Source organism: Dyella ginsengisoli LA-4 (assembly GCF_000334915.1).
Taxonomy (GTDB): Bacteria; Pseudomonadota; Gammaproteobacteria; order Xanthomonadales; family Rhodanobacteraceae; genus Dyella_A; species Dyella_A ginsengisoli_A.
This window is the reverse complement of sequence record NZ_AMSF01000025.1, coordinates 55,916-69,537: the sequence shown is the minus strand read 5'-3', so window position 1 is coordinate 69,537 and position 13,622 is coordinate 55,916. Positions and strand designations below refer to the sequence as shown.

Genomic DNA, 13,622 nt, shown 5'->3' with positions numbered 1-13,622 from the left:
TAGCAGAGCCTGCCGGCCACGGTCGCGAAGCATCACGTGCCCGGTTATCGTGGCCGGGTACCCTCACCGAGGATCGTCCCATGCGCATGCTTGCCGTCCTCCTGGCGCTGTTCGCCCTGCCCGCGGCCGCCGCCATCCACCTCGACCGGCTGACCCTGCCCAAGGGCTTCCAAATCACCGTGTACGCCGACCAGGTGCCGGATGCCCGGGAGATCGCGCTCGGCGCGAAGGGCACGGTGTTCGTCGGTTCCAACGACGCCGGCAAGGTCTATGCGCTCACCGACAGCAACGGCGACGGCGTCGCCGACAAGGTGCGGGTGATCGCCAGCGGGCTGACCCTGCCGGTGGGCGTGGCGTTCAAGGACGGCGACCTGTACGTGTCGGCGGTGAGCCGGATCCTGGTGCTGCGCGACATCGAGAACCACCTGGACGACCCGCCCGCGCCGCAGCTGGTCAGCGACGCCTTCCCTACCGCCATGCATCACGGCTGGAAGTTCATCGCCTTCGGCCCGGACGGCAAGCTGTACGTGCCGATCGGCGCGCCGTGCAATGTCTGCGACCGCGGCAAGGCCTACGCCAAGATCACCCGCATGAACGCCGACGGCAGCGGTCTGGAGGACGTCGCCTACGGCATCCGCAACTCGGTCGGCTTCGACTGGCAGCCGGGCACCGGGCACCTCTGGTTCACCTCCAACGGCCGCGACCTGATGGGCGACGACATGCCCAGCGACACCCTGAACGAGGTCACCCGCACCGGCCAGCACTTCGGCTTTCCCTACTGCCACCAGGGCGACACGCTCGATCCGGAGTTCGGCAAGGGCAAGCGCTGCAGCGACTACCGTGCGCCGGCGCTCAAGCTCGGCGCACACGTGGCTTCGCTGGGCATGCGCTTCTACACCGGGCGCCAGTTCCCGGCCAGTTACCGCGACGCGATCATCATCGCCGAGCACGGCTCCTGGAACCGCACGAAGAAGTCCGGCTACCGGGTGATGACCGTCAGGCTGGATGGCGACAAGGTGCTGTCCTATGAGCCGCTGGTGACCGGCTTCATGCAGGACGAGAAAGCCTGGGGACGCCCGGCCGACGTGCAGATGCTGCCGGACGGCAGCTTGCTGATCAGCGACGACCTGGCCGGCGCGGTGTACCGGGTGACCTACGACGGGCCGGGAACGTCATCGGAAAGGTGATCGAATCTTCAGGTGATTCAGGCACTTCTTCACATGGGCGAGGCGTCCGGTATGGGGTAATGGCGCAATCAGGCATGTACATGCCCACCGTCAATTCGTCCGCATGAGGATTGCGCCATGCTTCATTACGCTCTGGTTTTCCTGGTCATTGCCATCATTGCCGGCGTGTTCGGTTTTGCTGGCATCGCCGGCGCCGCGGCGGGTATCGCGAAGATCCTGTTCGTGATCTTCCTGGTGCTGGCCGTGGTGGCGTTCTTCCGCCGCGCCGCCAGATAGGTCCGTTGTCCGCCGTCACGTCCGATCCACTGCCCCCGGGAGTCACCCATGAACAAACCCGCCGATATCGCCAGCTCCACCGTTGACCGCCCGAACGCCGCCGTACGCATCGAGGAGGGCGCCGAGCGCGTCAAGCAGGCCACCTCGCACGCCGTGGCCAGCACCAAGGAAGCGGTCGACCGCGCCGCCGACCGGGTCGAGGAAGGTCTGCACCGTGCCACTGACAAGGCCGCGGGCGCCGCTACCCATGCCACCGAGAAGGCCACTGAATATGGCGAGCGCGGCCGCGAAGCCTACGACCACGCCCGCGATCGCGCCGAGGACTGGGTCGACCAGGCACGCGACTACGTCCGCGAGAAGCCGCTGCAGTCGATGGCCATCGCGCTGGGTGCCGGCTGGCTGCTCGGCCGGCTGCTGCGCCGCTGATCAGCGACCCGCGCACCGGACCGTCATGCATGGATGAGACTCCGCGCGGCGAGCCCGCCGCCGAGACCCCACCGGACCCCGCCGCGTCGTCGCGCCTGCTGGACGAACTGGGGCGTCTCGCCAAAGCGGTGCGCCACCTGTTCGGTGCGCAGTGGCGGCTGTTCCTGGCCGAGTTGTCGCTGGCGCGCGGAGCGGTCTCGCTGCTGCTGGCGCTTGGCCTGATCGCCACGGTAGCCGGCGTGGGCCTGGGTCTCACCGCGCTGGCGCTGATCGGCGTGGCGCTGGCGCGCTGGTTCGACTCCTGGCTGTGGGCGCTGGCCGTGCTGGTGCTGCTGCAGGGCGTCGTGCTGACCGCGGCGATCGTGCTGTTCCGGCGTGCGTTGCACTGGCTCAGCCTGCCGGCGACGCGCGGCGAGTTCGGTGCGATGATGCGCAGCGCGGCGGCCAAGGCCCGCGAAGCGGACGCCGCCACCACCGATCCCGCCCGGACCCCGCCACCATGAGTGTCATCCGTCGACTCGCCAAGGTCCGCCTCGCCCAGGCCGAAGTCCGTGCCGCGCGCGCCGAACTGGGCGAGCCGGCCCAGGCCCTGCTCCAGCGTGTGCGCGACTACCCCGTTGCCAGCGTGAGCGTGGCCGCTGGCGCCGGAGTGGTGCTGGGCCAGCTCGACGTCCATCCGCTGCGGGTGCCGGGGGTGGGATCCCTGCTCGGTAGTGGCCTGCTGCCGCTGGTGACCCAGGGCGTGCGCCTGCTGGTCGAGAACGGGCTGGACGGACTGGTCGACCCGGACGGCGGCGATCGGGAATCGCCGGATACCCCATGAGTCACACCGACCCTGCGCCGGAAGCTGGCGTCGAACCGGCGCCGGCCCCGTCGCCTGCGCCCTTGCCGGTTGTGGCCCCACTGCCACCGGCGCCGCGGATCGAGCGGCGGCGTGCCCGCGCGCCACATGGCACGCGGGGGCACATCCGGGCGCTGCGTTTCACCCTCAGCACGCTGCTGCTGCTGGCGGTGCTCTACACGATCGTGGTGATCAAGGTGCTGCTGATCCCGCTGGTGCTCGCCGCCTTTCTCGGCGTGGCGCTCAATCCGATCGTCGCCTTGGGTGCGCGGTGCCATTTGCCGCGCTGGCTCAGCGCCAGCCTGCTGATGGTCGCCCTGATGGGGGGTATCGGCGCCGGCGCCACCGCCCTGGCGCAGCCGGCGCTGGGCTGGTTCCACGACGCGCCGGCCGCGTTGCGCAATTTCGTGCCCAAGCTCAAGGGCATCACCCGACCGCTGGAAGCGGCCAGTCGCGCCACCCAGAGCCTGGTCAACGGCCAGGTCGCGGTGCGCGTGCAGCCGCCGCGGCAGGCGTCGGTCGCGGTCACCGCCTGGGACGTGCTGGCCGCGGCGCCGAAGGTGCTCGCCGCCGTGCTGACCGTGACGCTGCTGGTGTTCTTCTTCCTGATCTACGGCGACGACCTGCTGCGTCGGCTGGTGGAGATCATCCCCAGCTTCCACCACAAGCGGCACGCGGTGAGCATCGTGCGCAGCATCCAGACCGAGGTCTCGCACTACATCCTGATCACCACGCTGATCAACATGACGCTGGGCGCGGTGACAGCGTTCATGCTGTGGCTGCTGCACGTGCCCGACCCGCTGCTGTGGGGCAGCATCGCGATGATCGCGAACTTCATTCCCTACGTCGGCGCGATCACCACCGCCACCATCCTGCTGCTGGTCGGCATGATGAATTTCCGCGAGCTGACCCAGGCGCTCCTGCCGGCGCTGGTGTTCGCCAGCATCACGGTGGTGGAGGGCAACCTGGTGACGCCGATGATCCTCGGCCGGCGCATGCGGGTGAGCCCGGTGGCGATCCTGATCTGGCTGCTGCTGTGGGGCTTCCTCTGGGGCATCCCCGGCGCGCTGCTGGCGGTGCCGATGCTGACCAGCGCCAAGCTGATCGCCGAACGCGTGCCCAACTGGCGCTGGTTCGCGTTGATGGTGCAGCGCTAGCGCCTTCCGTCCCGTGCGTCGCCGTCCATGGCGACGCGGCCCGGATCGTTCCTCAGTCGGCCTTCGCCACCGCGCTGCACTGCGCATCGCCACAGGCCTGCCAGCCGCCGCCCAGGGCCTTGTACAGGGCGATCGCCCGAAGGTTCACGCCGGCCTCGGCTTCGGCCAGCTGGTCTTCGGCCGCAAGCTGGGTGCGCTCGGCGTCCAGCAGCTCCAGGTAGTCGGCGGCGCCGGCTTCGTAGCGGGCCCCGGCCAGCGAGGCCGCGTGGCGGCTCTGGTCGGCCTGTTCGACCAGGTGCTGTACCCGCTCGCGCTGCCGGTTGTAGCCGACCAGCGCGTTGTCGACGTCCTCCAGCGCGCGCAGCACCGTGCGCTGGTAGTTGGCGCGGGCCTCGTCAGCGCGCGCTTCGCTGGCCTTCACGCCGGAGCGTACGCGCTGCACGTTGAGACCATCCCAGCGGATGCTTGGCGCGACCGACCAGGCGCGCGTGGCCGGACTGCCGAAGTCGTTGCTGCGCCCGGCCAGGAAGCCGACGAAGCCGCCGAGCGAGACGTGCGGGAACCAGTCCGCCCTGGCCACGCCGATGCGCGCATTGGCGGCGGCCAGCTCGCGTTCGGCGACGCGGATGTCCGGCCGGCGGGCCAGCACGTCGTCGGCGTGGCCGATCGGCAGCACCGCGTCGATCGGCTTGAAGCCCTTCGCCGACAGGTCGATGTCCAGCGCGCCCGGCCGCTCGCCGAGCAGCACCGCCAGGTGGAAGCGGTCGGCCTGCGCCTGGGCCTCCAGCAGCGGCAGCTGCGCCTGCACGCCGGCGAGGCGGGCCCGGGCGCTGGCCACGTCCTGGTCCGAGCCGGTGCCGACCTCGGCGCGGCTGGCGATCAGCTTCAGCGAGGCCTGCTGGTTGGCGATGTCGCGGTTGGCCACGTCCAGCCGCAGCTGGGTGCCGCGCAGGCCGAAGTAGTAGCGGGCGACTTCGGCGAACAGGCTGACCTGCGCATCCTGCAGCGCTGCTTCGCCGGCCTCGCTGTCGGCGCGGGCGGCCTCCACCGAGCGGCGCACGCCGCCGAACAGGTCCAGTTCCCAGCTGGCGTCGAAGCCGGCCTGGTAGCTGGTGACCGTGCTGCGCTGGCTGCTGAAGCCGGGCGCCTGCTCGCGGCTGCGGCTGTACGCGGCGGTGGTCTGGATGTCCGGCCACCGCTGCGATTCGGCGGTGCCGAGCAGGGCGCGCGACTGCTTCAGCCGGGCCACGGCGATCTTCAGGTCGGGGCTGTTCTCCGCCGCCCGGGCGATCAGCGCATCCAGCGTCGGATCGTTGAACTGGCGCCACCAGTCGGCCTGGAAGTTCGCGTTCGACTGCTGCGTGGCGTCCATGCCTTGCAAGGTCACCGGCTTTTCGCTGGGGCGGTGATAGTCCGGCCCCACGCTGATGCAGCCGGCCAGCAACAGCGCGCCGGCGAGCACACTCCAACGGATCGGGTAATTCATCTCAATGCTCCTCCAGCGCCGGCAGCGACAGCTGCGCGGCGGCCTTGCGGGCGGCGCGACGCTCGGACGCGCGCTCGCTCCAGCCACGGATCAACACGTAGAACAGCGGGGTGAAAGCCAGCCCGAAGAAGGTGACGCCGAGCATGCCGGAGAACACCGCCACGCCCATCGCATGACGCATCTCCGCACCGGCACCGTGCGAGAGCACCAGAGGCACCACGCCCATGATGAAGGCGAACGAGGTCATCAGGATCGGGCGCAGCCGCAGCCGTGCCGCCTCCAGCACTGCCTGCACGCGGTCCAGGCCTTCCAGGATCTGCGCCTCGCGGGCGAACTCGACGATCAGGATCGCGTTCTTGCACGCCAGGCCGACCAGCACGATCAGGCCGATCTGGGTGAAGATGTTGTTGTCGCCACCGCTCAGCCACACGCCGAAGATCGCCGACAGCAGCACCATCGGCACGATCAGGATCACCGCCAGCGGCAGGGTCACGCTCTCGTACAGCGAGGCCAGCACCAGGAACACCAGCAGCACGCACAGCGGGAACACCAGCACCGCGGTATTGCCGGCGAGGATCTGCTGGTAGGTCAGCTCGGTCCATTCGAAGCTCATGCCGTTGGGCAGGGTCTTGTGGGCCAGCTGCTCGATCGCCGCCTGCGCCTGGCCCGAGCTGTAGCCCGGTGCCGGGCCGCCGTTGATCTCGGCGGTGGGATAGCCGTTGTAGTGCATCACCCGGTCCGGACCCACGGTCTGGCTGACCGTGACGAAGGAGCCCAACGGCACCATCTGTCCGGCCGCGTTGCGCGTCTTCAGCTGGGTGATGTCCTGCGGCTCGCGGCGGAAGCGCGGTTCGGCCGACAGGTTCACCTGGTAGGTGCGCCCGAAACGGTTGAAATCGTTCACGTACAGCGAGCCGAGGTAGGCCTGCATGGTCTGGTAGACGTCGGCCAGGTCCACGCCCTCGGCCTTGGCTTTCTCGCGGTCCACCTCCGCATCGATCTGCGGCACCGCCACCTGGTAGCTGGAGAACAGCCCCGCCAGCGCCGGCTCCTTCCGGCTTGCCGCGATCAGGTTCTGGGTCTGCTTGTACAGCTCCTGGTAGCCGAGGTCGCCGCGGTCTTCCACCTGCAGGCGGAAGCCGCCGATGGTGCCCAGGCCCTGCACGGGCGGTGGCGGGAAGATCGCGATGTAGGCGTCCTGGATCGACGCGAACTTCTGGTTCAGCGCGCCGGCGATCGCTCCGGCCGACAGCGACGGGTCACGCCGCTGGTCGAACGGCTTCAGCGTGACGAACACGATGCCGCTGTTCGGCGAGTTGGTGAAGCCGTTGATCGACAGGCCGGGGAACGCCACCGCGTTCTCCACGCCGGGCTGCTTCAGCGCGATCGCGCTCATGCGGCGGATCACGTCCTCCGAGCGGTCCAGCGAGGCGGCGTCGGGCAGCTGCGCGAACGACACCAGGTACTGCTTGTCCTGCGCCGGCACGAAGCCGGTCGGCACCTTGGCAAAGCCGAACACGCCCAGCAGCACCAGACCGCCGTAGATCACCAGCGCGATCGAGCCCTTGCCCAGTACGCGCTTCACGCCGCCGACGTAGCCGTTCGCGCTGCGCACGAAGAAGCGGTTGAACGGGCGGAACAGCCAGCCGAAGCCGCGGTCGATCGCCAGGCTCAGCCTGTCCTTCGGCGCGCCGCGTTCCTTGAGCAGCAGCGCGGACAGCGCCGGGCTCAGGGTCAGCGAGTTGAACGCGGAGATCACCGTGGAGATCGCGATGGTCAGCGCGAACTGGCGATAGAACTCGCCGGTGAGGCCGCTGATGAAGGCCGCCGGCACGAACACCGCGCACAGCACCAGCGCCGTGGCTACGATCGGCCCGGTCACCTCCTTCATCGCTTGCCTGGTCGCCTCACGCGGCGCCATGCCGTGCTCGATGTGCCGCTCGACGTTCTCCACCACCACGATGGCGTCGTCGACCACGATGCCGATCGCCAGCACCAGGCCGAACAGCGACAGCGCGTTGAGCGAGAAGCCGGCCACGTGCATCACCGCGAAGGTGCCGATCAGCGACACCGGCACGGCGACCAGCGGGATGATCGAGGCGCGCCAGGTCTGCAGGAACAGGATCACCACCAGCACCACCAGCACGATCGCCTCGAACAGCGTGTGCACCACCGCCTCGATCGAGCCGCGCACGAACACGGTCGGGTCGTAGACGATGCGGTAGTCCACGCCCTGCGGGAAATCCTTCTTCAGCCCGGCCATCAGGGTGCGGACCTCGTTGGAGATCTGGATCGCGTTGGAGCCGGGGCGGGCGAACACCGGCAGCGCGACGGCCGGCTTGTTGTCGAGCAGGCTGCGCAGCGCGTAGTTGTTGGAACCCAGCTCGACCCGGGCGACATCGCGCAGATGGGTCACCGCGCCGTCCTTGCCGGTGCGCACCACGATGTTGCGGAAGTCGTCCGCGCTGACCAGCCGGCCGCGGGTGTTGATGTTGAGCTGGAAGGCGGCGTTGCCGCGCTCCGGCGGCGCGTTCAGCGCACCGGCGGCCACATCCACGTTCTGCTCCTGGATCGCGTGCACGATGTCGCCGGTGATCAGGCCGCGCTGGGCCATGCGGTCCGGGTCCAGCCACACGCGCATGCTGTATTCGCCGGCACCGAAGATCTGCACGTCGCCGACGCCGTCCAGCCGGGCGAGCTGGTCCTTGATGTGCAGGCGCGCGTAGTTCGACAGGTACAGCATGTCGTAGCGCTGGTCCGGCGAGATCAGGTGCACCACCATGGTCAGGTCGGGCGAGCTCTTCTGCGTGGTCACGCCGAGCCGCTGCACTTCCTCCGGCAGCCGCGGCAGGGCCTGCGCCACGCGGTTCTGCACCTGCACCTGGGCGTTGTCCAGGTCGGTGCCGAGGGCGAAGGTGACGGTCAGCGTCATCGCGCCGTCGCTGGTCGCCTGCGAGGAGGTGTAGAGCATGCCTTCCACACCGTTGATCTGGGTCTCCAGCGGCGTGGCGACGGTCTCGGCGATCACCTTGGGGTTGGCGCCGGGGTAGCTGGCGCGCACCACCACGGTGGGCGGCACCACTTCCGGGTACTCGCTGATCGGCAGCTGGAACAGCGAGATCGCGCCGGCGATCACGATCAGCACCGACAGCACGCCGGCGAGGATCGGTCGATCGACGAAGTATTGGGCGAGTTTCATGGGATCAGTCCTGGGCGCGGGTCAGCGCCGGGCCCTGCGACGGATTGCTGCCGCCGGAGGCCAGTTGGGTATCGGGTTCCAGGCTGCGCGACTCCATCGACACGCGGGTCGGGTTCACCGGCATGCCGGGGCGCACGCGCTGCAGGCCGTTCACCACCACCACGTCGTTGGCGGTCAGGCCTTCCTCGATCACGCGCAGGCCGTCGACCAGCGGACCGGTGGTGACCTTGCGGTAGCTCACCGTGCCGTCCTTGCCGAGCACGTAGACGAACTTGTTGCCCAGATCGGTGCCGACGGCGCGGTCGTCGATCAGCGCACGCGGTTTGGCGCTGTCGGTGCGCAGCTGCAGGCGCACGTACAGGCCCGGGGTGTAACGGCCGTCGCTGTTGTCGAACACGGCGCGCAGGCGGATCGTGCCGCTGGCGGTGTCGAGCTGGTTGTCGACGAAGTCGAGGCGTCCGGCGTGGGGGAAGCCGGACTCGTCTGCCAGCGCCATCGCCACCCGCGGCGGGCTGCGGTGGTCGCGGCGCAGGCGGTCCAGTTCGAGGTAGCTGTGCTCGTCGACGTCGAAATAGGCGTAGACCGGGTTCACGCTGACCACGCTGGTCAGCACGTCGGCGGGCGTGACCAGGTTGCCAGCGGTGATTTCGGCATTGCCGACGCGGCCGTCGATCGGCGCGCGCACTTCGGTGAACTCGCGGTTGAGCTGCGCGGCATCGAGTGCCGCGGCGGTGGCGGCGATCTGCGAGCGGGCGCTGGCGGCGGCGGTGTCCAGCCGATCGGCCTCCTCGCGCGAGATCGCGTGTTGCGCCACGAGCCGCTTGCCGCGCGCGGCATTCTCACCGGCCAGCTTCGCCTCGGCACGGGCCTGGGCGAGGTTGGCGCGCAGCCGGTCAACCTCGGCCTGGTAGGGGCGGGGGTCGATGCGGAACAGCAGCTCGCCCTTGTGGACCAGCGTGCCTTCCTTGAACAGCACGCTGTCGATGTAGCCGCTGACCCGCGGGTGCACCTGCACGGTATCGACGGCCTGCAGGTGGCCGGTGAACTGGGCGGTGTCGCCGACGGCGCGGACCAGGGTCTGGGCGACGGTGACGGCGGGGGGCGGCGGCGCGGCCTGTGCCTGGCTGCTGCCGTGATGGTCCAGGACGGCCCAGCTGCCGGCGGCGAGCGCCACGGCGAGGGCGATGAAGATCCAGCGTTTCTGCATGACGGGCTCCCTGAGCAACGTGCGCCGAACCGGGGGAGTCGGCGAGGCCCGGGAGAATAGGTACACTGTCCGGTATAGAAAACCGTCGTTTGGTGCAATGCAATGGTGACTCCCAGTCACCAATCGCCCGAGGAAACCCCTGATGGAAGACTTTTCCGCCATCTCAGTCTTCGTTCGCGTGGTCGAAGCGAACAGCTTCGCCGCCGCCGCCGCCCAGCTCGGCATGACGCCCTCCGGGGTGAGTCGCGCCGTCTCCCGGCTGGAGGCCCGGCTCGGCGCGCGCCTGCTGTTCCGTTCCACCCGCTCGCTGCGGCTGACCGAGGACGGCGCCGCGTTCCATGCCCGCTGCAGGGAGATCCTCGCCGACCTCAGCGAGGCGACCGAGGCGCTGGGCGAGGCGAGTCGCGAGCCGGCGGGCAAACTGCGGGTCGGTCTTTCACTGGGGGTGGGGCGCGCGGCGCTGATCCCCCGCCTGGCCGAGTTCGAGAGGCGCTACCCGGACATCCGCCTCGAGCTGCTGATGAGCGACCTGCCCGGCGACCTCAACGGCGAGGGCATCGACTGCGCGATCCGCGTCGGCCAGCTGGAGGACTCCAGCCACATCGCGCACAAGATCGGCTACCTGCGCAATGTCGTGCTCGCCTCACCCGACTATCTCGCGCGGCATGGCGCTCCGGCCGGCATCGACGACCTCAGGCACCACCGCTGCATCAACTACGTGTACCCGAACGGCAAGCCGCGACAGTGGCAGTTCGACGGACCGGACGGGCAGATCGAGGTGGACATCGACGCGCACCTGCTGATCAACGACGGCGAGTCGGTGATCCAGGCGGTGAGCGAAGGGCTGGGCATCACCCAGGCGCCACATCTGCTGGCCTCGTGCCTGCTGAGCAAGGGCATGCTGCAGCTGGTGATGACCGACGTGCGCTCCATCGGCAAGCCGGTGTGGATCGTCTATCCGCAGAAACGCCACCTGTCGGCGCGGGTGCGCGCCTTCATCGGCTGGGTGCGCGAGCTGTTCGACGCGCTGAACGAGCCGGATGTGTTCAAGCGCCCGCCGATGCCCGTGGCCCCGGGATCGACGGGCGTGCCGAAGACGCCGGCGCTCGCTCAGCTGCCCAGTGGCATCCAGGCCAGCAGCGCCAGACCAAACGCGATGCGATAGACCGCGAAGGCGGTGAAGCGATGGTTGCGGATGTAGCCGAGCAGCCACTTCACCGCCGCGAACGCGACCACCGCCGACACCACGAAGCCGACCGCCAGCGCGGTCCAGTCCTCATGGGCGGCGCCGCCGTTCTTCAGCACCTTGAGCAGCTCGTAGCCGGTGGCTGCATACATGGTCGGGATGCCGACCAGGAAGGCGAACTCGGTCGCGGCGGGTCGATCGCCGGTACCGGCCAGCAGTGCGGTGAAGATCGTCGCCGAGGAGCGCGAGGTACCCGGAAAGATGCCTGCGACCATCTGCGCGATGCCGACCAGGATCGCCACCGTCCAGGTCACCTGCGTGCTGGGTGGCCTCCGCGCGGCGAGTTGCTCGGCAGCGATCATCCACACGCCGCCGATCACCAGCGCCCAGGCCACCGGGGTCACCGTCTCGGGCAGCTTGAAGCCGTGCTTCACGGCGATCAGCCCGAGCACCGCGGTGATCAGGAAGGCCACGGTCAACTTGGCCAGGTAGTCCCGGTTGGCCGGGTCGCGCCACTGCGTCAGCAACTGCCAGATGCGCTTCCAGTAGATCAGCGTGACCGCGAGGATCGCGCCGGCCTGGATGCCGACGTTGAACAGGTCCGATCGCGCGCCCAGTCCGAGCTTTTCCGCGATGAGCAGGTGGCCGGTGCTGGAGATGGGGAGGAACTCGGTGATGCCTTCGATGATGCCGAGGAGGATGACGCGGAGCAGATCGATCACTGGAGCGGGCCTTGGCGCGGGGACGGCCACCGTGGCCGCCACAAAGGGCGACAGCATACGGGCTGCGGCTGCGAAATGGCCTGCGGAACCGGGGCGTTCGCCGGGCAACGTCGAGACCGATCGCCCGCGGATTTTCCGTGCGGCATTGCAGCGTTCTTGTAACGAAATGTGATAAGCAACGGCCAGGTCACCTTATTGCAATGCAGCAAGTCATAAGGCAGGATCAAATTGCAGCAAAGCTCCGGCCGCTTCGCGAGGCAGCGCAAGTCACGCGCCTGCGATTAGCTGGAGCCGGCAGTGGGGAGACATTCGCCTGGCCGGGCGCGCGATATCCGCGACGCCGCCGTCGTTGCTTCCGACCCCTGCCGAATCATGCGGCTTGCTGGACGTGAGCCCGCCTCTTCATCGCCCGCCGCCCGTCGGCTGGCCGATCCGCCACACACCCGAGATCCAGCCGCCCGGCCGCGCCGCGCGGTGGCGGGACCGGCTGGCCGCTGCGCCGGCCCGACGGGTCAGGGCGCTTTCGCGCTGTAGCGAGCTACTTGCTTACCGATAACTCGGTCGGGCGGTCGCGTCCCCTGTTCGGGGCGACCGTCGCTGGCCTGGTCATGCGTTCCATGCACGGACGTCCAGACGTCCGTGTACGGGGCGCTCACTCTGGCACGGGAGAGGGTCGATGAAGCGAAGTGTGCAGCGGTCGATGTGGGGAGCGGCAATGATGGCGGCGATGGTCGCCATGCCGGCGATGGCGGACGACGCGCCGCAGAGTTCGGTGGCAGGCAGCGTGGCGGTGGTCAACGACTACCTGTTCCGCGGCCTGTCGCAGACCAACTGGAAACCGGCGGTTCAGCCGGGCATCGAATACGACCACGCCAGCGGCTGGTATGTCGGCGCCTGGGGCAGCAACATCAGCTGGCTGTCCGATGCGTCGACCGACGCCGCGCACATCTCCAGCAGCCTGGAGCTGGATTTCTACACCGGCTTCCGCGGCAGCTTCGCCGGCGACTGGAGCTACGACGTCGGCCTGTACGAGTACTACTACCCGGGCAGCTACCCGAGCGGCTTCACCCGCCCCTACACCACCGAGGTCTACGGCTCGCTGGGCTACAAGGGCGTGACGCTGAAGTACTCGCATGCGTTGACCAACCTGTTCGGCTTCGCCGACAGCAAGAACTCCGGCTACGTCGACCTTTCCTACAACGTCGAATTCAGCCCGGGCTGGACGCTCAACCTGCACGCCGGCCACCAGGACGTGAAGAACGTCGCCGGTGCCTCGTACAGCGACTGGAAGGTGGGCGTGACCAAGGCCTTCGACCACGGCTACTCGGTGTCGCTGGGCTACTACGACACCAATGCCTCGCGCAGCGTCTACAGCAATGCCTACGGCCACTACGTCGGGCGCGCCACCGGCGTGCTCACGCTCGGCAAGTCGTTCTGATCGGGTCCGCGGCGGTGGCCGGGGGGCCGCCGTCCTTCACGTGTACACAGGCATGAGGGGGATACAGGCATGAAATTGGTCAGTTGCATCATCCGGCCGTACAAGCTCGACGAGGTGCGCGATGCGCTCGCCACGGCGGGGGTGAGCGGCATCACGGTGACCGAAGTGCGTGGCTTCGGGCGCCAGAAGGGGCATACCGAGATGTACCGGGGTGCCGAATACGTCGTGGACTTCCTGCCGAAGCTGAAGGTGGACGTGGTGGTCACCGACGAGCAGCTCGACGGCGCGCTGGAGGCGATCCAGCAGTCCGCCCGGACCGGCAACGTGGGCGACGGAAAGATCTTCGTCAGCCCGGTCGAGCAGGTCGTCCGCATCCGCACCGGCGAACTCGACGCCGATGCCCTCTGACTCCGCTTCCACGAGGTCTTCCATGAATCAGATCGCGCTTTCCCGTTCCGTCCGGGCGCTTCCGGCCTGGGCGCTGCTGTTCGCCGTGC

13 protein-coding genes are annotated in these 13,622 nt (G+C 68.8%); 9 read left to right on the top strand and 4 right to left on the bottom strand.

The features are described from left to right. Window positions 1-80 precede the first annotated feature (80 nt). The 6 genes from C693_RS0107330 (at window position 81) to C693_RS0107305 (ending at window position 3,887) form a co-directional block, all read left to right on the top strand. Window positions 81-1,187, top strand: coding sequence for a DUF7133 domain-containing protein (locus C693_RS0107330; protein WP_017461610.1), 1,107 nt, complete (start codon window positions 81-83; stop codon window positions 1,185-1,187). Window positions 1,188-1,304: 117 nt separating this feature from the next. Then, entirely contained in the window at window positions 1,305-1,463 is a 159-nt protein-coding gene (locus tag C693_RS22975) for a DUF1328 domain-containing protein (RefSeq protein WP_017461609.1), read from the top strand. A 48-nt stretch (window positions 1,464-1,511) separates the two neighbouring features. Then, a complete protein-coding gene (locus C693_RS0107320) occupies window positions 1,512-1,889 on the top strand; it encodes a DUF883 family protein (protein ID WP_017461608.1) in 378 nt (125 codons plus the stop codon). 29 nt (window positions 1,890-1,918) lie between these two features. Next, entirely contained in the window at window positions 1,919-2,392 is a 474-nt protein-coding gene (locus tag C693_RS0107315; RefSeq protein ID WP_017461607.1) for a hypothetical protein, read from the top strand. Continuing rightward, the gene (locus C693_RS23605; protein WP_017461606.1) at window positions 2,389-2,712 is read left to right on the top strand and encodes a hypothetical protein; all 324 of its coding nucleotides are present in this window, start codon (window positions 2,389-2,391) and stop codon (window positions 2,710-2,712) included. Before C693_RS0107315 ends, C693_RS23605 begins: the two co-directional genes overlap by 4 nt. Further along, window positions 2,709-3,887 (top strand): AI-2E family transporter, encoded by a 1,179-nt coding sequence (locus C693_RS0107305; RefSeq protein WP_017461605.1) that lies wholly within the window; start codon window positions 2,709-2,711, stop codon window positions 3,885-3,887. Before C693_RS23605 ends, C693_RS0107305 begins: the two co-directional genes overlap by 4 nt. A 52-nt stretch (window positions 3,888-3,939) precedes the next feature. On the opposite strand, the gene C693_RS0107300 is transcribed toward C693_RS0107305, so the two are convergent. Genes C693_RS0107300 through C693_RS0107290 form a run of 3 tightly spaced genes read right to left on the bottom strand, consistent with a single transcriptional unit; the run spans window position 3,940 to window position 9,779 of the window. After that, entirely contained in the window at window positions 3,940-5,373 is a 1,434-nt protein-coding gene (locus tag C693_RS0107300) for an efflux transporter outer membrane subunit (protein ID WP_017461604.1), read from the bottom strand. Between the two features lies 1 nt (window position 5,374). Beyond that, entirely contained in the window at window positions 5,375-8,572 is a 3,198-nt protein-coding gene (locus tag C693_RS0107295; protein ID WP_017461603.1) for an efflux RND transporter permease subunit, read from the bottom strand. Window positions 8,573-8,576: 4 nt separating this feature from the next. Beyond that, window positions 8,577-9,779, bottom strand: coding sequence for an efflux RND transporter periplasmic adaptor subunit (locus tag C693_RS0107290; protein ID WP_017461602.1), 1,203 nt, complete (start codon window positions 9,777-9,779; stop codon window positions 8,577-8,579). A 142-nt stretch (window positions 9,780-9,921) separates the two neighbouring features. Between C693_RS0107290 and C693_RS0107285 the strand changes: the two genes are divergently transcribed. After that, window positions 9,922-10,944 carry a LysR family transcriptional regulator gene (locus tag C693_RS0107285; RefSeq protein WP_017461601.1) on the top strand — a complete coding sequence of 341 codons (1,023 nt, stop codon included), beginning with the start codon at window positions 9,922-9,924 and terminating at the stop codon, window positions 10,942-10,944. On the opposite strand, the gene C693_RS0107280 is transcribed toward C693_RS0107285, so the two are convergent. Then, window positions 10,890-11,687 carry an undecaprenyl-diphosphate phosphatase gene (locus C693_RS0107280; protein ID WP_017461600.1) on the bottom strand — a complete coding sequence of 266 codons (798 nt, stop codon included), beginning with the start codon at window positions 11,685-11,687 and terminating at the stop codon, window positions 10,890-10,892. The genes C693_RS0107285 and C693_RS0107280 overlap by 55 nt on opposite strands. 676 nt (window positions 11,688-12,363) lie before the next feature. Between C693_RS0107280 and C693_RS0107275 the strand changes: the two genes are divergently transcribed. Continuing rightward, a complete protein-coding gene (locus tag C693_RS0107275; RefSeq protein ID WP_026107248.1) occupies window positions 12,364-13,125 on the top strand; it encodes a TorF family putative porin in 762 nt (253 codons plus the stop codon). Window positions 13,126-13,194: 69 nt separating this feature from the next. Beyond that, window positions 13,195-13,533: a P-II family nitrogen regulator gene (locus C693_RS0107270; RefSeq protein WP_017461598.1), complete on the top strand. Its 339-nt coding sequence runs from the start codon at window positions 13,195-13,197 to the stop codon at window positions 13,531-13,533. Window positions 13,534-13,622 lie beyond the last annotated feature (89 nt).

Excerpts from the sequence above, each read along its gene's own strand:
- C693_RS0107330 (WP_017461610.1), top strand. The coding sequence starts at position 81 with ATGCGCATGCTTGCCGTCCTCCTGGCGCTGTTCGCCCTGCCCGCGGCC.
- C693_RS22975 (WP_017461609.1), top strand. The coding sequence starts at position 1,305 with ATGCTTCATTACGCTCTGGTTTTCCTGGTCATTGCCATCATTGCCGGC.
- C693_RS0107320 (WP_017461608.1), top strand. The coding sequence starts at position 1,512 with ATGAACAAACCCGCCGATATCGCCAGCTCCACCGTTGACCGCCCGAAC.
- C693_RS0107315 (WP_017461607.1), top strand. The coding sequence starts at position 1,919 with ATGGATGAGACTCCGCGCGGCGAGCCCGCCGCCGAGACCCCACCGGAC.
- C693_RS23605 (WP_017461606.1), top strand. The coding sequence starts at position 2,389 with ATGAGTGTCATCCGTCGACTCGCCAAGGTCCGCCTCGCCCAGGCCGAA.
- C693_RS0107305 (WP_017461605.1), top strand. The coding sequence starts at position 2,709 with ATGAGTCACACCGACCCTGCGCCGGAAGCTGGCGTCGAACCGGCGCCG.
- C693_RS0107300 (WP_017461604.1), bottom strand. The coding sequence starts at position 5,373 with ATGAATTACCCGATCCGTTGGAGTGTGCTCGCCGGCGCGCTGTTGCTG.
- C693_RS0107295 (WP_017461603.1), bottom strand. The coding sequence starts at position 8,572 with ATGAAACTCGCCCAATACTTCGTCGATCGACCGATCCTCGCCGGCGTG.
- C693_RS0107290 (WP_017461602.1), bottom strand. The coding sequence starts at position 9,779 with ATGCAGAAACGCTGGATCTTCATCGCCCTCGCCGTGGCGCTCGCCGCC.
- C693_RS0107285 (WP_017461601.1), top strand. The coding sequence starts at position 9,922 with ATGGAAGACTTTTCCGCCATCTCAGTCTTCGTTCGCGTGGTCGAAGCG.
- C693_RS0107275 (WP_026107248.1), top strand. The coding sequence starts at position 12,364 with ATGAAGCGAAGTGTGCAGCGGTCGATGTGGGGAGCGGCAATGATGGCG.
- C693_RS0107270 (WP_017461598.1), top strand. The coding sequence starts at position 13,195 with ATGAAATTGGTCAGTTGCATCATCCGGCCGTACAAGCTCGACGAGGTG.